Origin of the sequence: Flavobacterium sp. Root935 (genome assembly GCF_001429295.1) — a bacterium.
Lineage (GTDB): Bacteria > Bacteroidota > Bacteroidia > Flavobacteriales > Flavobacteriaceae > Flavobacterium.
Genome location: NZ_LMJL01000008.1, coordinates 290,408 through 313,216, shown reverse-complemented (window position 1 = coordinate 313,216; position 22,809 = coordinate 290,408). Strand labels below are relative to the sequence as shown.

Below are 22,809 nucleotides of genomic sequence, written 5' to 3'. Positions count from 1 at the left end.
ATTTCAGGACAATTTTACCCCATAAAAAGGATGAATTTCACCTCTTGGTTTTTAACAAATATATTGTTTAATGTGTAATTTTGTATTCTTTTTTTTATGTAATATGTTTATTTAAATAGTTAAAATAATTTTTTATACAATTTATTTGGATTGTAGAGATTAAAAACTATATTTGTGCAATCGATTACATTATTTATTTCATTGATTGTTAAAATATTGATTTTAACATTTTTAAATAGAAGTAAATGCTGAGATTACCAAAAATTACAAAACTATAATACCCACTTACTATGAATCAAACCGAAACTGTTGCCGTGAATGAGAATGTCAAATCTACAGGAAAATACCGTTGGAGTATTTGTGCATTGTTGTTTTTTGCAACTACAATTAATTATCTGGACAGACAGGTTCTTTCGCTGACTTGGAGCGATTTTATTGCACCAGAATTTCATTGGACAAATAATGATTACGGAAATATTACAGCATTATTCTCTATTTTTTATGCAGTTTCGTTACTCTTTGCAGGAAGATTTGTAGACTGGTTAGATACTAAAAAAGGATTTCTTTGGGCAATAGGGATTTGGTCTGTAGGGGCTTGTCTTCATGCATTTTGCGGAATTGCAACTTCAGGAATTATTACAGGCGAATGGTTTGTAGGATTTCACGGTTCAAAAGAAATAATCAGCACTGTTAGCGATACGGCCTTGGTAATTAATGTAAGTGTGGCTCTTTTTATTTTCGCACGTTTTGTTTTGGCAGTTGGAGAAGCTGGAAACTTTCCGGCAGCAATTAAAACTACAGCAGAATATTTTCCTAAAAAAGATAGAGCTTTTGCAACTAGTATTTTCAATGCTGGAGCAACAGTTGGAGCTTTAGCGGCGCCAATTACAATTCCGTTTATTGCAAAATCATTTGGCTGGGAAATGTCATTTATTATCATTGGAGCTTTAGGATTTGTCTGGATGGGATTCTGGATGTTTATGTACGATAAACCAGAAAGACATTCAAAAGTAACAGCAGATGAGTTAGCTTATATTCAGCAAGATGACATCGCTGATAGTAAATTAGTGGGTTATGTTCCCGAAACAACTACAAAAGTTTCTCTACTAGAGTGTTTTAAATACAAACAAACTTGGGCATTTGCATTCGGAAAATTCATGACAGATGGTGTTTGGTGGTTCTTTTTATTCTGGACACCAGCTTATTTAAGTTCTGTTTACGGAATGGATTCTACTCAAGCCGCATTACCATTGTTTGTTTTATATATGATTACTTTATTGTCAATTATCGGCGGATGGCTTCCAACTTATTTCGTAGAGAAAAAAGGAATGAATCCATACGAAGGAAGAATGAGAGCGATGTTGATTTTTGCGTTTTTCCCATTGTTAGCACTAATTGCACAACCTTTAGGATATATTAGTTACTGGATTCCCGTCATCATTATCGGAATCGCTGGTGCTGCACACCAATCTTGGTCGGCAAATATCTTTACTACGGTTGGAGATATGTTTCCTAAAAAAGCAATTGCCACCATTACGGGAATTGGAGGTTTAGCAGGTGGAATTGGTTCGACATTAATCAATAAAGGATCAGGAGTTTTGTTTGATCATGCTAAAGAAACAAATATGGTTTTCATGGGATTTAAAGGAATTGAAGCTGGATATTTTATTATATTTTCTATCTGTGCCGTTTGTTATTTAACTGGCTGGATTGTGATGAAAACACTAGTTCCGAAATACAGACCAATTACAAATCTCTAACCAAGATTTCTCAAAACTAACTAACCAACTTAAACCAAAACCACATCATGAACCAAGCTAATGCAGCAATAGGAAAATACCGTTGGACTATTTGCAGTTTAGTGTTTTTTGCTACAACTGTCAATTATCTGGATAGAAATGTAATAAGTTACCTTCGGCCTTTTTTAGCAGAAGCTTTTCACTGGACACCAGAGCAGGAAGTAATTGATTATTCAAATATCGAATTGGCTTTTAAAATAGCTTATGCTTTGGGAATGCTGGTTGCAGGTGGAATTATTGATAAGTTAGGAACAAAATTAGGTTATGCAATTGCAACTGGATTGTGGAGTTTAACGGCAATTGGACATGCGCTGGCAACAGGAACAGGAGGGTTTTTAATTGCACGTGTGTTTTTAGGAGTAACAGAGGCAGGAAACTTTCCGGCAGCGATAAAAGCAACAGCTGAATGGTTTCCGCAGAAAGAGAGAGCTTTAGCAACAGGGATTTTTAATTCAGGAAGTAATATTGGAGCTATAATCGTACCTTTAACTGTTCCTCATATTGCAGAAAAATACGGATGGCAGTGGGCTTTTATCATAACAGGAATAGTTGGTTTTATCTGGCTGATTTTATGGTTTTTGTTTTATGAAGTCCCACAAAAGCAAAAACGTCTGTCTCAGGCAGAATTAGAATATATTACTTCTGACAAATTAGAAGAAGTAGAAGAAGAATCAAAAGAAAAAGTTTCGTGGATTAAATTGTTGTCGTTTCGCCAGACTTGGGCTTTTGCAATTGGTAAATTATTGACAGATCCAGTTTGGTGGTTTTATCTCTTCTGGCTTCCAGATTTTTTGATGAAAGAGTACAAACTTACAGCAACAGAAATTATCTGGCCTTGCGCGCTGGTATACATGATAGGAAGTGTTGGAAGTATTGGCGGAGGCTGGCTTCCGTTAAAATTAATAAACAATAATTGGCCTGCTTACAAAGCTCGTAAAACAAGTATGCTCATTTATGCATTTGCCGTTCTTCCCGTTTTGTTTTCACAATATTTAGGAACAATAAATATGTGGTTTGCCATATTGGTTATTGGTCTGGCGGTTTCAGCACATCAGGCCTGGAGCGCCAATATCTTTACGACTGTTTCAGATATGTTTCCAAAAAAGGCAACGGCATCGGTTACAGGAATGGGAGGAATGTTTGGAGCGCTTGGCGGTATATTGTTGACTTTAGTAGTACAGAAAAACATGTTTGTGTACTATACTAAATTGGGTAAAATCGAAACAGGATATTTCATTATGTTCTGTATCTGCGGAGCTTCATATTTATTGGCTTGGCTGATTATGCATATTCTAGTTCCGAGAATGAAAAAAGTAGAATTGTAAAGAAAAAATGATCGGCAGTGAAATAAATTTTGGTTTGAATTATGGTTTTTCAATATAAAAAATTAATTTTGTGCAATCGATTACATTAAATAGAAATTATGACAAAATATAGTTCAAGATACGCGTCAAGCCCAGAAGCTGTAAAAAAATATGATACACAACAATTAAGAGAAGAATTCTTAATTGATGACCTAATGCAGGAAGATGAAGTGGTATTGGTTTATTCTCATTACGACAGATATATTGCAGGTTCTGCAGTTCCGGTAAAAGGAGATTTGGTTTTAGAAACTATCGATCCGCTTAAAGCGCCTTATTTTTTAGAAAGAAGAGAACTTGGAATTATTAATGTAGGAGGAAGCGGTTCTGTTGTAGTGGAAGGAACAACTTATGAATTAGGTTTTAAAGATGCACTTTACATTGGAAGCGGTAATAAGGAAGTAATCTTCAAAAGTGATGATGCAGGTAGTCCTGCTAAATTCTATCTGAATTCAGCTCCAGCTCATACCAATTACCCAACTAAAAAAGTAAGTTTAGCGGAAGCGAATAAGCTGCAGTTAGGAACAATGGAAACAGCTAACCACCGTACTGTAAACCAAATGATTATTGGAAGTGTTGTTACAACATGCCAATTGCAAATGGGAATGACAGAATTAAAACCGGGAAGTGTTTGGAATACAATGCCGGCTCACGTTCATGACCGTAGAATGGAAGTTTATTTTTATTTAGATATTCCACAAGATCAGGCTGTTTGTCACTTCATGGGACAGCCTCAAGAAACAAGACATATCTGGATGAACAACCATCAGGCAGTAATTTCGCCGCCTTGGTCTATTCACTCAGGTTCAGGAACCAGTAATTATACTTTTATTTGGGGAATGGCAGGTGAAAACTTAGATTACGGAGATATGGATGTTTGTAAAATCACAGATTTAAGATAAGAATATGACAAACTTATTTGATATAAAAGGAAAAGTTGCCCTTATTACAGGAAGTACGCACGGACTGGGAATGGCAATGGCAAAAGGACTTGGAGAAGCCGGGGCTACAATTGTAGTGAACGGAAATTCATCTCAGCAAAAAATTGATGACGCCGTAGCTGAACTTCAAAAAGAAGGAATTAATGCTGTGGGTTACAAATTTAATGTAACAGATGAACAAGAAGTAAAAGCTGCAGTTGAGAAAATCCAAAGCGAAGTAGGACCAATCGATATCCTAATCAACAATGCTGGAATCATCAAAAGAATTCCGTTGTTAGATATGGAAGTTTCAGATTTTAGAGAAGTAGTTGATATTGATTTAGTAAGTCCGTTTATCGTTTCTAAGCATGTTGCAAAAGGAATGATCGAAAGAAGACAAGGAAAAATAATCAACATTTGCTCAATGATGAGTGAATTAGGACGTAGCACAGTTTCTGCTTACGCAGCTGCAAAAGGCGGTTTAAAAATGCTGACTAAAAATATGGCTACAGAATGGGCAAAATACAATGTTCAGATCAACGGAATCGGACCAGGATATTTTGCAACAGAACAAACAAAACCAATTAGAGTTGACGGGCATCCGTTTAACGATTTTATTATTAGTAGAACTCCAGCGGCAAAATGGGGAGATCCAAGCGATTTAGCCGGAGCAGCAATATTTTTATCATCAAAAGCGAGTGATTTTGTAAACGGTCACATTTTATATGTTGACGGTGGAATCCTTGCTACAATTGGAAAACCTTCAAACGAAGAATAATTCTCAAATTATATTTTAAAAGACATGAGCGCAAATACATTCATACATGACAATTTTTTATTAGAAAATAAATACGCTGAAGAGTTATATCATAATTATTCTAAAAATCAGCCAATTATTGATTATCACAATCATCTTAATCCACAGTTTATTGCAGAAGATAAGATTTTTGATAATATAACAAATGTATGGATCAATGGCGATCATTACAAATGGCGTGCAATGCGTACATTAGGAATTAATGAGCAGTTTGTAACAGGAAATGGTTCAGATAAAGATAAGTTCTTAAACTGGGCAAAAACAGTTCCATATACGATGCGTAATCCTTTGTACCACTGGACACATTTAGAATTAGCTCGTTATTTTGATATTTATGATCTGCTGAATGAAAAATCGGCTGAGAAAATTTATATTGAAACTTCAGAAAAAATAAATTCTCAAGCTTACAGCACACAGAATCTTCTTAAAAAAGTAAACGCTGAATTAGTTTGTACTACAGAAGATCCAATTGATTCGTTAGAATATCACCAAAAATTCGTAAACAATTCAGTTGGAATCAAAATGAGTACGGCTTTCAGACCTGATAAAGCCATCTTAATTGCTAATGATGGTTATAATGCATATCTGGACACATTAGGGGATGTGTCCGGAGTTGCAATTAATACTTATGCTGATTTACAAACCGCATTAAGAAAAAGAATTGAATTCTTTAATGCAAACGGATGTAAATTAAGTGACCACGGTTTAAATCAAATTGATTTTGAAGAATTTACTGAAAATGAAGTAAATGCAATTTTCAAGAAGAAAAGAGAAAACAGAATTTTATCGCCGGAAGAAGCTTTGAAATTCCAAAGCGCAATTTTGATTTTCTTATCAGAAACGTATCATGAATTTGGATGGGTACAGCAGTTTCACTTAGGTGCATTACGTAACAATAATGCCCGTATGCACAGAATTTTAGGTCCAGACACAGGATGGGATTCTATTGGAGATTATCCGCAGGCACAAAAATTATCTGCTTTCTTAAATGCACTAGACAGCAAAGATAAATTGACCAAAACAATTATCTACAACCTAAATCCAGCTGATAACGAAGTTATGGCAACGATGATTGGAAATTTCAATGACGGAAGCGTTCGCGGAAAAGTACAATTTGGTTCAGGATGGTGGTTTTTAGATCAAAAAGACGGAATGACAAAGCAGTTAAACGCGCTTTCAAATATGGGATTAATCAGCTGTTTTGTTGGAATGCTTACTGATTCTAGAAGTTTCTTATCGTTCCCAAGACACGAATATTTCAGACGTATTTTATGCAATCTTTTAGGAGATGAAATCAAACGCGGTGAACTTCCAAACGATATGGAATGGATTGGAAAATTAGTTGCTGATATTTCATACAACAACGCTAAAGAATATTTCAAATTTTAATTAAAAGTTAACCGCAAAGTTCACAATCCCGATAGCTATCGGGAGTGGCAAAAAAAATATAATATGAGTAGAGTAGTTGCATTTGGAGAAATTATGCTGCGTTTATCGACAGAAAGACATTTGCGTTTTTCGCAGTCTACAGCATTTGGTGCTACGTATGGCGGCGGCGAATTTAACGTATGCGTTTCTTTGGCAAATTACGGAGTTAATGCTGAATTTGTTACCAGGCTGCCAGAAAATGAAATTGGTTTTTCTGCATTAAGAGAAATCAGAAAAATGAATGTCGAATCTAAAAACATTGTTTACGGAGGAGAGCGTTTAGGAATCTATTTCTTAGAGACTGGCGCAGGAACACGCGGAAGCAATGTCGTTTATGATCGTGCACACAGTGCCATGTCAACTATTGAAAAAGGACTGGTTGATTGGGAAAAAGTGTTGGAAGGAGCTGAATGGTTTCACTGGAGTGGTATAACACCAGCGATTTCAGAAAGTGCAGCTGAAGCTTGTTTAGAAGCAATTAAAGTCGCGCATAAATTAGGAATTAAAATTTCCTGTGATTTAAATTACAGATCAAAACTTTGGCAGTATGGTAAAACGCCAAGCGAGGTAATGCCCGAAATGCTAAAATACAGTAATGTGATTTTAGGAGATATTGATACTGCGTATTTTATGTTGGGAATTCCTAAAGTAAATCCGAATTATCAAGACGAGAAAACGCTTCCAAATTTATATACAAAATTGTTCGAATTTATTCCGAACCTTGAAATCGCTGCTACGACACTTCGTTATTCTGTAAGTGCTTCTCACCAAAGAATCGGCGGAATTTTATTTGACGGAAAAGCAATTCACAGTGCAGCTGTAAAAGAAGTTACTCCAGTAGTCGACCGTGTAGGAAGCGGCGATGCATTTATGGGCGGACTAATTTATGGTCTGCTGGAATACCAAAATAATAACCAAAGAGCATTAGATTTTGCAGTTGCAGCATGTTGTTTAAAACATACCATTGCAGGCGATTACAACTTGGTTACATTGAAAGAAGTTGAAAATATGATTGATGGTGATGGCTCTGCATTAGTATCAAGATAAAAAAATAAAAATGGCAAAATATTCAAGAATTGAAGTCGCTTCGCAAATGAAAGAAAACGGTATGGTTCCGTTGTTTTTTCATTCTGATATCGAATTGAGTAAAAAAGTTTTAAAAGCATGTTACGACGGTGGTTCTCGATTAATGGAATTTACCAGCAGAGGTGATTTTGCACACGAAGTTTTTGGCGCTTTAAACAAATATGCTTTGGCAGAACTTCCAGGAATGATCTTAGGAGTGGGGTCAATTACAGATGCCGCTTCTGCTTCATTGTACATGAGTTTAGGTGCAAATTTTATTGTAACACCAGTTTTTAGAGAAGATATTGCTATCGCTTGTAATCGTAGAAAAGTATTGTGGTCACCTGGCTGTGGTACTTTGACAGAAATTGCGAGAGCAGAAGAATTAGGCTGTGAAATTGTAAAATTATTTCCAGCAGATATTTACGGACCAGAATTTATAAAAGCCATAAAAGGACCGTGTCCGTGGACAAACATCATGCCTACAGGAGGTGTTTACCCGACTAAAGAAAGTCTGAGTTCATGGTTAAATGCAGGTGCAACCTGCGTTGGTTTAGGTTCGCAGTTAATTTCAAAAGATATATTAGAAAATAAAGACTTCGACGGATTGACTGCAAAAGTCAGTCAAGTTCTTGACATTATAAAAGAGATTAGAAAATAGATTAAGGGGTAATCATGCCGAACTCCTTATTTTATAAGTTTTTTTTAGATTTTTAGAGATTGTAATTGAACATTACGCTTGAAAAATTTTACCCGCCATTCCTCACAGCAGGTTTTATTTTGCTAATCGGGTGTAATGTTTCATTTACAATTTAAAAGGCAGAAATAAAAAAATAAGGTTTGTAAATGGTTATTTATAACGCATTAAAGAAAATTTAAAATGAAAAAATTAAATAGAATAAATACAGGATTAGAAAAGTTACAGCCAATTAAGGTAGTTCAATTTGGAGAGGGTAACTTTTTAAGAGCCTTTGTTGATTATGCTTTTGACAAACTAAATAAAGAAGTTGATTTTAATGCCGGTATTGCAATAGTTCAGCCTTTGAAAGACGGTATGGTAAATATGATTAATGATCAGGACGGTCTTTATACCTTATTTATGAACGGAATTAAAAAAGGTGAAAAAATACAAGATATTGAGTTAATTACAAATATTGTAAAAACTATAAACCCTTATACTGAATTTGCAGATTATTTGGCTTTAGCCAAAGAAGAAGAACTTCAGTTTATTGTTTCTAATACTACAGAAGCTGGAATTGAATTTATTGAAAGTGATACTCCAGACATGCAGCCGCCAGTGTCATTTCCTGCAAAATTGACGGTTTTATTATATGAAAGATTTAAACATTTTAATGGAGATGCTTCTAAAGGAGTTACAATAATTCCTTGTGAATTAATTGATTATAACTCTGAGACACTGAAAAAATATATTTTACAATATGTTGATTTATGGAAATTAGAAGATGCATTTAAAACTTGGGTATCAGATGCTTGTACCTATCACAGTACTTTGGTTGACAGAATTGTTCCTGGATATCCAAGAGCTGAAATTGAAGAATACAATAATAAATTAGATTATGAGGACAATTTAATTGTTGCGGCTGAACCTTTTTTCCTTTGGGCTATTGAGGGCGGAGATGATTTAAAAGCAAAATTGCCATTTCATAAAACAGACTTGAATGTAAAAATCGTTGATGATATACGTCCTTTTAAAATGATTAAAGTTCGTATTTTAAACGGTGTGCACACGGCAATGGTTCCTTTTTCACTTTTACATGGTAATAAATTAGTAATGGAAACTGTTAACGGAGATTTTACTGGAAAATTTGTAAACAGCGTTATTAGTGAAATTAGTGAAACTCTTGATATGGACAAAAATGAAATTACGGCCTATTCTGAGGAAGTAATGGACCGATTTAAAAATCCATTTATCAAACATGCACTTGCTGATATTGCATTAAATTCTGTATCGAAATTCAAAGTAAGAGTTTTGCCTAGTTTATTAGGATATTATAAGGCTAACAAAAAACTGCCTGTTAATTTGACTTTTTCATTAGCGAGTTTAATTCGTTTCTACAAAGGAACGTGGAATGGTGAAAGTTTACCGGTTAAAGATGGTGAAGATATTACAACTTTCTTTAACGGACTTTGGAAATCTGATGATTATGAGAAAATCGCTCGTTTAACATTACAAAATAAAAATTTCTGGGATGAAGATTTAACAGAAATCACTGGATTAACAAAAGCAATTACAATTGCATTAGAAGAAATTGATGCAAATGGTATTGAAGCTGGCTTCGCTAAGTTTCAAGAAAGAATCAAATAAAAAACACACAAAAAGAACAAAGAACAAAGGTTAATTATGGCAACGCAGAAAAAATTAATAAAAGTTCATCCTACTGATAACGTAGCGGTAGCTTTAGTAAATCTTACAGCAGGCGAAGTAATTGATTTTGAAGGAGAATCAATTACTGTTGAGTCTGATGTAAAAATGAAACATAAGATTGCAATGGTTCCTTTTAATGTAGGAGACAGAATCATTATGTACGGTGTTTTGGTAGGAAAAGCTAGTGCAAGAATCGAAAAAGGAGGATTGCTTTCTACTTTAAACGTAAAACACGAAAGTGATAAAGTTACTGGTAAAACAGAAACTATTGGCTGGAATGCGCCAAATGTTGATAAATGGAAAGACAGAACGTGGCAGGGCTATCATAGAGAAGATGGACAGGTTGGAACAGAAAATGTATGGTTATTTTTTCCATTAGTTTTTTGTGAAAACAGAAACATCGAAATCTTAAAAGATATCTTTGAGAAAGAGTTGATGAAACCTAAAGAAAATGATTATCAATTGTTGTTGCGTTCTTTAGTAAAATCAGAAACTGGCGGAGCAGGAAATCAAGAAGCGTCAAACGATGCTAACTTGTTCAATAATATTGAAGTTAAATTCATTACACATCAAGGTGGATGCGGTGGAATTCGTCAAGATTCTCACAGTTTAGCGAAGCTTTTGGCTGGTTACGTAAATAATCCAAACGTGGCTGGAGCAACAGTATTAAGTTTAGGATGCCAGAATCTTCAAATTTCAATTTTTAAAGAAGCTTTAGATGCGATAAATCCAAACAGTAAAAAACCTGTTTTAATTTACGATCAGCAGTCTATCGGGACAATTGAAACGATGTTGAGCAGTGTGGTAAAAGATACTTTTGAAGCTATTAAAAAGGCAAACGAAATTAAGAGACAACCAGCTCCATTATCTAAATTAAGAATTGGTTTAGAGTGCGGTGGATCTGACGGATTTTCTGGAATTTCTGCAAACCCAACGTTGGGAGTGTTATCGGATCATTTGGTTGCTTTAGGAGGAACTACAATTCTTTCTGAATTTCCAGAATTATGCGGAGTAGAACAGGAATTAGTAAACCGTTGTGTAGATGATAAAGATGGAAAACGTTTCTTAGATTTAATGCAATGGTACGAAAAAACAGTTGTAGATGCAGGTTCAGGATTTGACATGAATCCGTCACCCGGAAACATCAAAGACGGTTTAATTACAGATGCAATGAAATCGGCTGGTGCGGCTAAAAAAGGAGGAACTTCACCAATTGTAGGAGTTTACGATTATGGAGAATATATTAATGAAGCAGGATTTACATTGTTATGTACTCCTGGAAACGATGTGGAATGTACAACTGCAATGGTAGGTTCTGGAGCTAATATGGTATTGTTTACAACAGGTTTAGGAACTCCAACAGGAAACCCAATTGCGCCAGTTGTAAAAATTTCATCAAACACACAGTTAGCGAATAAAATGTCTGATATTATCGATATTGATACTGGTGGAATTATCACTGGAGAAAAATCAATTGATGAAATGGCCGACGAAATGTTAGAATTTATTATTGATGTTGCCAGCGGTAACATTAAAACTAAAGCTGCAATATTAAATCAAAACGATTTTATTCCTTGGAAAAGAGGGGTTTCGCTTTAAGTTTTTAGGTACTAAGGTACTAAGGAGCAAAGTGACAAAGGTTTATATAGAAGACGCACAATATAGTGCGTCTTTTTTTTGTTAGGTTTATCCGTAGAGAAAGCTCCAGTGGAGCAAAATTTTTATAGCATTACAATATGACAAACAAAAGAAGCTCCAGAGGAGCGACATATTTTTCTACGGCCTAGATTTATGTCGCTCCTCTGGAGCTGCTGTGAATGTTTATTCTTTCCTATAAATATTTTGCTTCTCCGAAGCCTGCATAAAAAAAGCCCATTCTAAAATGAGCTTATATAACTTATATAGGGAAAAAAATTAAAAATTAGTTTTGGTAGAAGATTTACGAATATGTAATTCTGGTGCAAGAACCACCTTTTTTTCGATTTTAATAGTATCTGTTTTATCGACTTGTTCTAAGAAAACGCGGGCAGACATTCTTCCCATTTCCAATGGTGACTGATCTACAGATGTGATAGATAATTCCATGAATTTTGTAAAAGGCTCATTACTAAAACCAGCCACACAAAAATCGTTTGGAATATTGATATTGCGCTCTTTTAATTCTTGAATAGCTCCTAATGCAGCAAAATCACTCGAAGAAAATATAGCATCGGGAGGAGTTTCTAATTGCAAAAGTTTATCGACAGCTTCTTTTCCCGCGTCAACAGCACTTTTGGTATAGATGACATATTTTTCATTAAACTCTATTCCGTTATCCAGTAAAGCTTGCTTATATCCTAAAAAACGGTTTTTAAAGATGTCCAGCGATTGATCTCCAGAAAAGTGAGCAATATTTCTACAGCCTTCATCAATCAAATGTTTCGTGGCTAAATAACCTCCTTTAAAGTCGTTAATAGTGACAGAGCTTACACCATCAATATGTTTGCTCCTGTCAAAAAATATCAGTGGTACATTTTTTTCTAGTACATTTCTAAAAGCGCTGTCATTTTCATCAGAAACGCCAGTTACAGACATCATAATTCCGTCAACCTGCGCATCTACAAGCGTATGAAGATTTTCATTCTCTCTCTTAATACTTTCGTGTGTTTGACAGATAATAACCTGATAGCCATGAGGATAAAGTTCTTCTTCAATTCCCCTGATTACAGACGCAAAGAAATTGCTGTCAATACGCGGTACAATAACTCCGATATTATTACTTCGACCACTTTTTAAAGCCAGCGCCAATTTGTTCTGCTTATAGTTCATCGCCGCTGCGGTTTTAATCACCAGTTCACGTGTAGCCTCCTTAATTTTAGGATTGTTATTTAGTGCTCTAGAAACTGTTGCAGCAGTGATATTTAGTTTTTCAGCAATATCGTAAATAGTTACTTTTTCACTCATTAAAAAAAGTTTTATCGGATTATTTTAGACAAAAATACATTTTTTTTTATTACGCAATATAAAATGTTATCGATTACCATAATTAATAACTAAAACGTTTTATATTTTACAATGATAATAAATTATGTGTTTTTTTAAATTAAATGTAATTATATTTTATAATAAAAATTAAATATATAATTTTTTTCTAAATTAATTTGGTGTCTTAGAACAATTTTTCTACTTTCGTGTAATCGATTACACAATTACTTGCGTTTTCGACTTTAAACAAGAAAATACGACTAAATGATTCCTCCTAAAAACCTCACATTTAATTGGATTGTATTTTTAACTGCTTTTACTGTAGTGGCGGTATCATGCGCAAAGAGAACCTCTTCTGTTTCTTCTAATGCATTGAATCCGTGGAAAAAAATGGATTTGGTTTTAAAAAGTATTCCGCAAACACATTTTTTGGATAAAGTATACAACATAAATGATTTTGGTGCTGTTGCAGATGGAAAAACGCTTAATACGGAAGCTTTTCAAAAAGCAATAAAAGAATGTGCGGCAAACGGAGGCGGGCAGGTTTTGGTTCCAAATGGGAAATATCTAACTGGAGCTATACACTTAGAAAGTAATGTGAACCTGCATTTAGAAGATCACGCTGAGATTCTTTTTAGTTTAAATCCTAAAGATTATCCAATCGTTCATACCTCTTGGGAGGGAACAGAAGTAATGAATTACTCTCCTCTTATTTATGCAAAGAACAAAACCAATATTGCTGTAACTGGAAAAGGTACTTTAAACGGCCAGGCTGACAGCACCAATTGGTGGATTTGGTCTGGCGGAAAAAATTACGGCTGGAAAAAAGGGATTCCGTCTCAAAATGATCCGACAAACCGTGAAGTATTGGTCGATATGGCTGAAAAGGGAGTTCCTGTTGCCGAACGCATTTTTGGTGAAGGAAGATATCTTCGTCCAAATTTCATTGAGTTTTTTGAATGCAATACCGCATTAATCAAAGATGTTACAATCATAAATTCTCCTTTTTGGATTTTGCATCCAATTAAGACAAATAACATGATTATTGATGGCGTAACGGTTAACAGCCATGGACCTAATAATGACGGCTGTGATCCTGAGTATTCTCAAAATATTGTAATTAAAAACTGCACTTTTAATACTGGCGACGATTGTATTGCAATAAAATCCGGCCGCGATGCCGATGGAAGAAGAGTGGCAATTCCGAGTAAAAATATAATTGTGCAAAACTGTAAAATGATCGACGGCCATGGCGGTGTTGTTATTGGGAGCGAAATTTCTGCAGGTGTAAATAATGTATTTGTTGAAAATTGTGTAATGGACAGTCCCAATCTGGATCGCGCCATTCGTATCAAAACCAACTCTAAAAGGGGCGGCATTATCGAAGATATTTTTGTTAGAAATCTTGAAGTCGGCACTGTTAAAGAATGTGTTTTAAAATTAAACATGTTTTATAATGTATACGGATCACAGACTGGGAATTTTATTCCAACCATTAGAAATGTAAGTTTAGAAAACGTAAATGTGAAAAACGGTGGCAAATACAGCGTTTGGGCAGAAGGATATGCAGCATCTCCAGTGGAAAATATTACCCTTAAAAACGTGAAAATTCAGAAAGTAGATTCTGTTTATTTATTAAAAAACGTAAAAAACATAAATTTTATAAATACCTACATCAATGAGAAAAAAGTAGAATCAATTAAACACTAAACACTATCAATTAACCAAACTTTAAACCAGACTATGAATTTTAAAAAACTATCAAAGAAAAAAGAAAAATACAGCTTTGTATTTTTATTTTTCCTGAATTTACTGCTGTGTAATACAACAAATGCACAGTCAGTACTAATTGAAGGAAAAATTACCGATGCCGCGGGACTATCACTTCCTGGAGTAAATATTCAGGAAAAAGGAACTAAAAACGGAACTTCAACAGATTTTGAAGGAAGTTTTAAAATGAATGTAACTAATCCAAAAGCCACTTTGGTTATTAGTTATTTAGGCTTTCAAACGCAAGAAGTTACTATTGCCGGAAAATCTAAAATTAACGTAAGTCTTGCAGAACAATCCAACTCTCTAAATGAAGTTGTTGTGGTTGGTTATGGCTCTGTTAAAAAAACTGATTTAACAGGATCTATTAGTACAATCAGTGCTGCAACTATTACAGAAAGAAATACTACAAGTCCATTAGAGGCAATTCAAGGAAGTACACCAGGGGTTCAGATTTCATCTGCTTCAGGACGTGCAGGAGACGGATACAAAGTGGTAATCAGAGGAAATAATTCATTAGTTGGATCATCACCATTATATATCGTAGATGGTGTTCCAGTTGATAATATTGACTTTTTGAATCCGCAGGATATTTCTAGAATGGATGTTTTAAAAGATGCCTCTTCGGCAGCAATTTATGGTTCGCGAGGAGCGAGTGGTGTTATTATCGTAACAACAAAAAGCGGTGCAAATGTAAAATCTGGAATCAACGTAACTTTTGATACTTCTTATGGTAATAAAACTGCCGTGAGAATGCCAAAAATGATGAACGGAGCAGAATGGTGGAAATTCCATCAGGTTGCCTATATGAGTGCAACACCTCAAACACAAACACCTGCGCAATTAGCAGCTTTAGCAGGAAATCAAAGTCCATTATTAGTTTCCCGCGCTAACAACGGTTATAATTTTGACTGGACAGATGCTGTTCTTAAACCAGGTATGACTCAAAACAATTATTTAAATGTTACAGGACGTTCAGATTCTGGTTTGAGTTATAATTTAGGATTTGGTGTTCAAAGCGATGAAGGACTTATCGAAAATGATTCGACTGATAAATATTCTTTTAAATTGGGATTGAACCATAAAATCAATGATAAATTTACTACTGGGGCCAACATTACTGTTGCACGCCTTGATACACAATTAGGAAGTGATTTAGCAATGCAGGACGCTTTCAGATTAAGTCCGCTGATGTCGCCTTGGGCTGTAGATGCACAAGGAAATGAGAAAGTAGGAACACTGTTTTTCCTTCCAGGAAAATTAACTTATCCAGATGGTTCATGGGCAATAAACAAAACCAGTACTGTAAACCCATTAATGGAAATTGCCAATTCATCTCAAACAGAAAAAACATGGCAGACAGTTGGAAATGTTTTCTTCCAATACCAGCCTTTAAAATGGCTTTCGTTTAAAACAACATTTGCAGGAGGTATCGAAAATACTGTTACTAGTACAGCTTATAAAGCGCAGACCAATGCAGGTGTAACCTTAAACGGAAAAAATTCTGCATCAATTAAAAACTTCAACAACTTTAACTACACTTGGGATAACCAGATCGATTTAAAACACACATTTAAAGAAGTACACGATTTTAGTGTTTTATTATTACAGAGTTTGTATTCAAATGTTGATGAAACGTCTTATTTATATTCTAACAATCAGCCTTTTGATGTTGGATCAAATAATATGGGATCTGGAGTTCAGACGAGTTATAACATAAGTTCTGGCTATCAAAAGAACACTTTAAGTTCTTATGCAGTTCGTTTAAATTATACATTTAAAGACAAATATCTTTTAACAGCTTCTACAAGATGGGATGGTTCTTCTGTTTTATCTGAAGGTAATAAATGGCAGAGTTTCCCTTCTGTAGCTTTAGGATGGAAAATTAGCAAAGAATCTTTCTTAGCAAATAGCTCAGTTATTTCAGATTTAAAACTTCGCGCAAGTTTAGGTTATACAGGAAACGACAACGTTGCACCTTATACTTCTCAGGCTTTATTGAATCAGCAGACTTTTTATGCAAATGGAGCTAATGTAGTATCAGGCTGGCAGTCTGAAAATTTAGCGAATCAAAACTTAACTTGGGAAAAAACACGAGAGTTAAACTTTGGTCTTGATTACGGATTCTTAAATAACAGAATCACAGGTTCTGTAGATGTTTATGACAGATTATCAGATAAATTAATTTATAAACAAGAACTACCTCTTGAAACAGGTTATAAAAATACCTTTTCTAATGTTGGATCTGTTAGTAATAAAGGGGTAGAAGTTCTTTTAACTACAAAAAATATCAAAAGCAAAAATGTAAATTGGGAAACTACTTTCACGTTTACTAAAAACGTAAATAAATTAGAGTCAATTTACAATCAGGATCAAGTAAGTGATATTGGAAACAAATTAATTTTAGGATCTGAATTAAATCCAAACTACAATTACGTTTATGACGGAGTTTGGCAGGAAAGCGAAGCTGCACAAGCTGCGTCATACGGAATGGCTCCAGGACAAGCAAGACCAAAGGATTTGAACAATGACGGTAAATTCAATCAAGATGATAGAACTGTAATCGGAAATGCTAATCCAGACTGGCAGGGAAGTTTATATTCTAAATTGACCGTTGGTAATTTTGATTTCAATTTCTCAGTTTTAACGAGCCAAGGACAAACAGTTTTAAGTACTTTCCACCAAAACTTTGCTGACGTGAGCGACCGTGGACGTCAGAAATTAGCAATGGATTACTTTATTCCAACAAACGGGACAGGAATTGAGGCTAATGCAAATAATACAAACCCAAGACCAGGCCCGGTAGCTACTGGAGCTGGAGCTTATTGGACTTCTTTATTTGGGTACTACAGAGACGTTTCTTACGTGAAAATTAAAAATATATCTTTAGGATACACATTAGATTCTGAATTATTGAAAAGGCTTAAAATAAGTAATTTAAGAATTTACGTGAATGTTTTAGACCCATTTGTATTTACAGATTTTGATGGATATGATCCTGAATGGGCTGGTGCTGCCTTTGGAGTAAACCGTCCAGCATCAGTGACTACACAATTAGGATTAAGTGTTAAATTTTAATAAGGATATCAAATGAAAAAATTCATCATAATATTAGGAATCATTGCAGGAACCTTAAGTTCTTGCAGTAATTATATCGAAGAAGAAAGTTTGTCAAATGTTCCAGCTGATGGAACTTATAAAACAGCGGCAGGTTTTCAGTTATTAATAAACACAAACTATGCTTGGCTTAAAAGTATTTACGGAGGAAATCCATGGCTTTTTGAAGCAGGAACTGATATGTATGCGGAAGGAAGAACTCCAGAACCAGCAGGTTTGAGCCAGTATACGCTTTTAATTCCGTCCTCAGACAATGTTGCCGATTTGTACAGACCATGTTATCAGTTAATTCAATCAGTGAATAAAGCAATTTATTATTCAACTGTGACCGAGCAAACTTCTAATTTAAATACACTTTTAGGTGAAGCTAGATTTTTAAGAGCTCAGGCTTATTTTCTATTAGTTCAAACATATGGTGGTGTGCCAATTGTAAGCGAGAATATTACAAGCCCAGTTTTATCTTTTACAAGAAACAGTGCAGAAGAAGTATACGAACAAATTATTTCAGATTTAGATTTTGCTTTAGCTAATGTTGGAACTGCTGCTTACAGCACATCTGGAAAAGTCAACAAAAGAGCTGTAAACGATTTATTGGCAAAAGTATATTTAACAAGAGGATATGAAACTTTTGGTAAAGCGGATGATTTTTCAAAAGCTGCCGCTTATGCCGATGCTGCAATCGCTGGACAAACTTTAGCTATCGCTTTCGATCAGCTATTTAAACCAGGAAATGATTTAAATGCAGAAACGATTTTTTCTGTACAGTACGACAAAGCTTCAACAAGTACAGATCCGACGAAATTGGGTAACAACCAGTTTTACTATTTCAGTTCTTATTTAGGAGGGGCAGAAACTGGAGCGCCACTAAGAAGTTACAATTTATGTCCAACAGATTATGCACTAGGTTTATACGAAAAAGGGGATGCAAGATGGAATGCTACTTTTATGACAGAAATTTTAGAAGGGCCTGAAACAACAAACGGCGTTACAAAAACTATTTTGTATTATCCGTATTACAGAAGTTCAAACCCAGCTTCATTAAAAGTGAGACATTTTTACGAGCCAAAATGGTTTACTCCAGCAGATAAAACAGCTTGGATGGCAGCAAATGCTTCTAGGTTAGCTTCAACATTTGTGTACCATCCTTGGGGAGAATACTCTGCAGCACATACGTTAATTAAAAACTTAGACTGCTACACTATTCCAGTTAAGAAATTTGATGATCCCGACCCAACTACTCCTTCTAGCACAGGACCTGTAAGTACAAGAGATATCATTGTAGCAAGATTGGGAGAAACTTATCTTGTAGCTGCTGAAGCCTATTTAAAAGCTGGAAATCCGGGAACTGGATTAGATCGTTTAAACGAAGTGCGCAGAAGAGCAGGAGTAGCCAATGCAACTTTAGCTCAATTTAATATCGACTATATCTTAGACGAAAGAGGAAGAGAGTTATTAGGAGAATACAAACGCTGGTTCGATTTAAAACGTACTGGAACTTTGGTAGCGAGAGCTTCAGCTCATAATTATAAAATAAAAGAAGCAAATTTTGTTGGTGTTGACGGCAAACTTAAAATTTTAAGACCAATACCACAATCTGCTTTAGATTTAAACCAAAATAAAGATTTTCCTCAAAATCCTGGTTATTAGTAATTTTTTTAGTTTTTTGAGAATATTGTTTTTTTGAAGTAGTTAAGAAAGAGTTTGACTATTTGTCAAGCTCTTTCCTTAACTTAAATTAAGAATTGAAATGCAGAAAGTGAGATTAATTTTAATAGTATTTTTTTATGTAATTACAGCTCAAAGCCAGCAGTACAAGATTGATACGTCTTATACAATTAAAAGCACTTTTACTAAATTGATTAAGAAATATCCTTTTATTACAATTCCAGAAATTAAGCCCAATCCAGACGTTACAGAAATGTTTGATTTGGTTTATAATAAGGAACAAGATAGGACATTACATTTTGATGCATTTGTAAATACAAAAAAGAAAAAGAATCCAGTCGTAATAATGATTCATGGCGGAGGATGGAGATCTGGAAATAAAAACCAAATGCAGTTTTTAGGAAAAGAGATCGCATCAAAAGGGTATTCTTGTTTTGCCATAGAATATAGGTTGTCGCTGGAAGCCAAATATCCAAGGGGTGTAATTGATGTAAAAAATGCAATCAGATTTATAAAAGACAATGCAGGAAAATTTAATGTAGATCCTAATAAAATTGCGGTTTTAGGCTGTTCGTCAGGAGGTCAAATGGCAGCTTTAATAGGAACAACAAATGAAAATCCGATTTTTGAAGATAAAACTTTTAAAAGTAAACATTCATCAAAAGTTCATGCGATTGTCGATGTAGATGGAGTATTAGCATTCAAACATCCAGAATCATCAGAAGGAGATATGGCAGCCTTTTGGCTTGGCGGAAAATCAGATGAAACTCCAGAAAACTGGAAAAATGCCTCTGCATTAACTCATACCGATAAAAATACACCGCCGATATTATACATCTGCAGCAGCATTCCGAGATTCCATGCAGGACGCAATGATATGATTAAAATTTTGAATGAGAATAAAATCTATAATGAAGTGCAGACAATTCCAGATTCGCCGCATTCGTTTTGGTTTTACGAACCTTGGTTTGGACAAACAGTTTCGTACACCGTACGATTTTTAGATAAAATTTTTAAGTAATTTAGAATAAAAATGAAAACCAATACAAACTATGCATAAATCTCTTTCTAAAAAGATTACTATAAAAACCGTAATTATTTTACTGCTTATTTTCGGTTGGAAAAGTATGGCTCAGGATCAAAACGATTCAGAAAAAGCTGTTGTTCCTTACGATTTAAAATGGTCCGAAAGAACTGCAATTACCATTTTAAACAAATATCCACAGGCGTGGCAGCTCGACGGAAACGAAAAACCAAAATGGGATTATAAAATGGGATTTGTATTGTCTGGTTTTGAGAAATTATATCAAAAAACAAACGACAAAAAGTATTTGAATTATATCAAAGAGTATGTTAATGGAATGATTGACAGCACTGGAAATATTAAAAAATACGATATCAAAGAATACAATATTGATTATTTAAATCCGGGAAAACTGCTTTTCAATTTATATGACATTACAAAAGATTCCCGCTATTTACAAATTATTGGGAAGCTGCGAAATCAGCTGGAAACACAGCCAAGAACAGCGAGCGGAGGATTTTGGCACAAGCAGATTTATCCAAACCAAATGTGGATTGATGGTTTGTATATGGCAGAACCTTTTTATACGCAGTTTACGGTTAAATATGAAAAGGGAAAAAGTTTAGACGACATCGCTAAACAATTTGAATTGGTTCATAATCATATTGTAGATAAAAAAACAGGTTTAGTTTATCATGCTTGGGATGAAAGTAAAGAAATTGCTTGGGCAGATAAACAAACAGGAACTTCGCCAACGATTTGGGGACGTGGAATAGGATGGTACATGGTTGCACTGGTTGAAACCTTAGATTATTTTCCGAAATCACATCCAAAGTATAAAGTTTTGGTAGAATATTTGAATCAGATTTCAAAGAATGTAAATCAGTACAAAAGTGAATCTGGATTATGGTATCAAGTAGCAGATAAACCAGAACTGTTTGGAAATTATGTTGAACCATCAGCTTCAGGAATGATTATTTATGCTTTTGCTAAGGGCGCTAATAAAGGCTATTTACCCAGCAGTTATAAATCGACAGCTAAAAAATCATTTGACAGTTTTGTAAAAGAATTTGTAAAAGTCGATAAAAAAGGAGAAATAAATATTCTGAATGTTTCTTCGAATGTAGGTTTAGGAGGAAAACCTTTTCGAGACGGAACCAACCAATATTACCTCACGGCAAAACCAAAAGAAAATGGCGCAATAGGCATAGGAGCATTTTTATTGGCCGCAATAGAATTAGAAAAATAAAAGAATTTAAATATATTTTGAAATGAAAAATACTAGAAAACAAAGTTATTTGATGTCGGTTTTAATGATCTGCGTTATGACATTTACAAGTTGTAAAGTAACTTCTCAAGAACCAGCAAAAAAAGATATTGTAATAGGAAAGAATGCGAAGTGGTCAGATAAAATGGCATTAACTTTAATGAAACGCCATCCAGAAGCATATATGCTGGACGATGCTAAAAAACCAAAATGGGATTATGTACATGCTTTAGTTTTACATTCTATCGAAGAATTATACAAAAAAAATCCAGATACTAGATACAAAGCTTACGTAAGAGGTTACGTAGATGAGTTGGTTCAAGCTGATGGAACTATTAATACATACGAATTTGATAAATACAATATTGACTTAGTGTTGCCAGGACGTTTGCTTTTTGATGTTTATGAGTCTTCAAAAGAAGATAAATACTTAAAAGCAATGCAGTTAATTCGTAAACAGCTTACAGAACAGCCAAGAACACAAAGTGGAGGATTTTGGCACAAGCAAATCTATCCAAATCAAATGTGGTTAGACGGTTTGTATATGGGAGAGCCATTCTACGCAGAATATACTGCTAAATTTGAAAACGGAAAAAGCTTTGATGATATAGCCAAACAATTTGAATTAATTCAGCTTCACGCGACAGATCCAAAAACAGGATTGTTATACCACGGATGGGATGAAAGCAAGCAAATGCCTTGGGCAGATAAACAAACAGGAAATTCTCCAAATTTTTGGTCTAGATCATTAGGATGGTATGTAATGGCTTTGGTTGATGTTTTAGATTATATGCCAAAAGATCATCCAAAACAAAAAGAATTGGTGAAATATCTAAACAATGTTTCGGAAGCATTACTTAAATTTCAGGATAAATCTGGTTTGTGGTATCAAGTTACAGACAAAGTTGATGGAAAAGGAAATTATTTAGAGGCCTCTGGTTCGGCTATGTTTTCGTATGCTTTTGCGAAAGGAGCAAACAAAGGATATTTACCAGCTAAATTTAAAAAATCAGCCAATAAAGCTTTTGACGGATTAACTAAAGTTTTAATCAAAAAAGTAGATGAAGATGGCGGAATCACTTTAACAAACTGCTGCCAAGTTGCAGGTTTGGGAGGAACTCCATATCGTGATGGATCTTACGAATATTATGTAAACGAAAGAAAAAAAGACAACGATCCTAAAGCTACAGGACCTTTTATTTTAGCAGCTTTGGAGTTGAATCGAT

Annotated in this window: 15 protein-coding genes and 1 pseudogene; 15 read left to right on the top strand and 1 reads right to left on the bottom strand. The window is 34.6% G+C overall.

What is annotated here, in order from left to right; all coding sequences use genetic code 11:
- Window positions 1-290 precede the first annotated feature (290 nt).
- The 9 genes from ASE40_RS06710 (at window position 291) to ASE40_RS06670 (ending at window position 11,375) form a co-directional block, all read left to right on the top strand.
- Window positions 291-1,760 (top strand): MFS transporter, encoded by a 1,470-nt coding sequence (locus ASE40_RS06710; protein ID WP_057116194.1) that lies wholly within the window; start codon window positions 291-293, stop codon window positions 1,758-1,760.
- Window positions 1,761-1,807: 47 nt separating this feature from the next.
- Window positions 1,808-3,124 (top strand): MFS transporter, encoded by a 1,317-nt coding sequence (locus ASE40_RS06705; RefSeq protein ID WP_057116193.1) that lies wholly within the window; start codon window positions 1,808-1,810, stop codon window positions 3,122-3,124.
- A gap of 98 nt (window positions 3,125-3,222) precedes the next feature.
- Window positions 3,223-4,062, top strand: coding sequence for a 5-dehydro-4-deoxy-D-glucuronate isomerase (kduI, locus tag ASE40_RS06700; protein ID WP_082586765.1), 840 nt, complete (start codon window positions 3,223-3,225; stop codon window positions 4,060-4,062).
- Between the two features lie 4 nt (window positions 4,063-4,066).
- Window positions 4,067-4,858, top strand: coding sequence for a gluconate 5-dehydrogenase (locus ASE40_RS06695; RefSeq protein WP_057116191.1), 792 nt, complete (start codon window positions 4,067-4,069; stop codon window positions 4,856-4,858).
- A 24-nt stretch (window positions 4,859-4,882) separates the two neighbouring features.
- Window positions 4,883-6,286: a glucuronate isomerase gene (uxaC, locus tag ASE40_RS06690; RefSeq protein WP_057116190.1), complete on the top strand. Its 1,404-nt coding sequence runs from the start codon at window positions 4,883-4,885 to the stop codon at window positions 6,284-6,286.
- Between the two features lie 63 nt (window positions 6,287-6,349).
- Window positions 6,350-7,372, top strand: coding sequence for a sugar kinase (locus ASE40_RS06685; RefSeq protein WP_057116189.1), 1,023 nt, complete (start codon window positions 6,350-6,352; stop codon window positions 7,370-7,372).
- A gap of 10 nt (window positions 7,373-7,382) precedes the next feature.
- The gene (locus ASE40_RS06680; RefSeq protein ID WP_057116188.1) at window positions 7,383-8,051 is read left to right on the top strand and encodes a bifunctional 4-hydroxy-2-oxoglutarate aldolase/2-dehydro-3-deoxy-phosphogluconate aldolase; all 669 of its coding nucleotides are present in this window, start codon (window positions 7,383-7,385) and stop codon (window positions 8,049-8,051) included.
- Between the two features lie 219 nt (window positions 8,052-8,270).
- Window positions 8,271-9,716 (top strand): tagaturonate reductase, encoded by a 1,446-nt coding sequence (locus tag ASE40_RS06675; protein WP_057116187.1) that lies wholly within the window; start codon window positions 8,271-8,273, stop codon window positions 9,714-9,716.
- A gap of 36 nt (window positions 9,717-9,752) precedes the next feature.
- Window positions 9,753-11,375 (top strand): UxaA family hydrolase, encoded by a 1,623-nt coding sequence (locus tag ASE40_RS06670; RefSeq protein WP_057116186.1) that lies wholly within the window; start codon window positions 9,753-9,755, stop codon window positions 11,373-11,375.
- A 315-nt stretch (window positions 11,376-11,690) separates the two neighbouring features.
- On the opposite strand, the gene ASE40_RS06665 is transcribed toward ASE40_RS06670, so the two are convergent.
- Window positions 11,691-12,719, bottom strand: a complete 1,029-nt coding sequence (locus ASE40_RS06665) for a LacI family DNA-binding transcriptional regulator (RefSeq protein ID WP_057116185.1) — start codon at window positions 12,717-12,719, stop codon at window positions 11,691-11,693.
- 285 nt (window positions 12,720-13,004) lie between these two features.
- On the opposite strand from ASE40_RS06665, the gene ASE40_RS06660 reads away from it, so the two are divergent.
- The 6 genes and pseudogenes from ASE40_RS06660 to ASE40_RS06635 all read left to right on the top strand — a co-directional run.
- Window positions 13,005-14,450: a glycoside hydrolase family 28 protein gene (locus ASE40_RS06660; protein WP_057116184.1), complete on the top strand. Its 1,446-nt coding sequence runs from the start codon at window positions 13,005-13,007 to the stop codon at window positions 14,448-14,450.
- A gap of 33 nt (window positions 14,451-14,483) precedes the next feature.
- The gene (locus ASE40_RS06655; protein ID WP_057116183.1) at window positions 14,484-17,588 is read left to right on the top strand and encodes a SusC/RagA family TonB-linked outer membrane protein; all 3,105 of its coding nucleotides are present in this window, start codon (window positions 14,484-14,486) and stop codon (window positions 17,586-17,588) included.
- A gap of 12 nt (window positions 17,589-17,600) precedes the next feature.
- Window positions 17,601-19,274, top strand: a complete 1,674-nt coding sequence (locus ASE40_RS06650) for a RagB/SusD family nutrient uptake outer membrane protein (protein ID WP_057116182.1) — start codon at window positions 17,601-17,603, stop codon at window positions 19,272-19,274.
- A gap of 100 nt (window positions 19,275-19,374) precedes the next feature.
- Window positions 19,375-20,313 carry an alpha/beta hydrolase gene (locus tag ASE40_RS06645; RefSeq protein ID WP_057116181.1) on the top strand — a complete coding sequence of 313 codons (939 nt, stop codon included), beginning with the start codon at window positions 19,375-19,377 and terminating at the stop codon, window positions 20,311-20,313.
- 31 nt (window positions 20,314-20,344) lie between these two features.
- On the top strand, window positions 20,345-21,565 hold the full coding sequence (locus tag ASE40_RS06640; RefSeq protein ID WP_057116180.1) for a glycoside hydrolase family 105 protein: 1,221 nt from the start codon (window positions 20,345-20,347) through the stop codon (window positions 21,563-21,565).
- A gap of 22 nt (window positions 21,566-21,587) precedes the next feature.
- Window positions 21,588-22,809 (top strand): annotated as a pseudogene (locus tag ASE40_RS06635) (glycoside hydrolase family 105 protein); the annotation flags it as partial.

What these genes read in the sequence shown, in the direction of transcription:
- ASE40_RS06710 (WP_057116194.1), top strand. Translation starts at nt 291, where the DNA reads ATGAATCAAACCGAAACTGTTGCCGTGAATGAGAATGTCAAATCTACA.
- ASE40_RS06705 (WP_057116193.1), top strand. Translation starts at nt 1,808, where the DNA reads ATGAACCAAGCTAATGCAGCAATAGGAAAATACCGTTGGACTATTTGC.
- kduI (WP_082586765.1), top strand. Translation starts at nt 3,223, where the DNA reads ATGACAAAATATAGTTCAAGATACGCGTCAAGCCCAGAAGCTGTAAAA.
- ASE40_RS06695 (WP_057116191.1), top strand. Translation starts at nt 4,067, where the DNA reads ATGACAAACTTATTTGATATAAAAGGAAAAGTTGCCCTTATTACAGGA.
- uxaC (WP_057116190.1), top strand. Translation starts at nt 4,883, where the DNA reads ATGAGCGCAAATACATTCATACATGACAATTTTTTATTAGAAAATAAA.
- ASE40_RS06685 (WP_057116189.1), top strand. Translation starts at nt 6,350, where the DNA reads ATGAGTAGAGTAGTTGCATTTGGAGAAATTATGCTGCGTTTATCGACA.
- ASE40_RS06680 (WP_057116188.1), top strand. Translation starts at nt 7,383, where the DNA reads ATGGCAAAATATTCAAGAATTGAAGTCGCTTCGCAAATGAAAGAAAAC.
- ASE40_RS06675 (WP_057116187.1), top strand. Translation starts at nt 8,271, where the DNA reads ATGAAAAAATTAAATAGAATAAATACAGGATTAGAAAAGTTACAGCCA.
- ASE40_RS06670 (WP_057116186.1), top strand. Translation starts at nt 9,753, where the DNA reads ATGGCAACGCAGAAAAAATTAATAAAAGTTCATCCTACTGATAACGTA.
- ASE40_RS06665 (WP_057116185.1), bottom strand. Translation starts at nt 12,719, where the DNA reads ATGAGTGAAAAAGTAACTATTTACGATATTGCTGAAAAACTAAATATC.
- ASE40_RS06660 (WP_057116184.1), top strand. Translation starts at nt 13,005, where the DNA reads ATGATTCCTCCTAAAAACCTCACATTTAATTGGATTGTATTTTTAACT.
- ASE40_RS06655 (WP_057116183.1), top strand. Translation starts at nt 14,484, where the DNA reads ATGAATTTTAAAAAACTATCAAAGAAAAAAGAAAAATACAGCTTTGTA.
- ASE40_RS06650 (WP_057116182.1), top strand. Translation starts at nt 17,601, where the DNA reads ATGAAAAAATTCATCATAATATTAGGAATCATTGCAGGAACCTTAAGT.
- ASE40_RS06645 (WP_057116181.1), top strand. Translation starts at nt 19,375, where the DNA reads ATGCAGAAAGTGAGATTAATTTTAATAGTATTTTTTTATGTAATTACA.
- ASE40_RS06640 (WP_057116180.1), top strand. Translation starts at nt 20,345, where the DNA reads ATGCATAAATCTCTTTCTAAAAAGATTACTATAAAAACCGTAATTATT.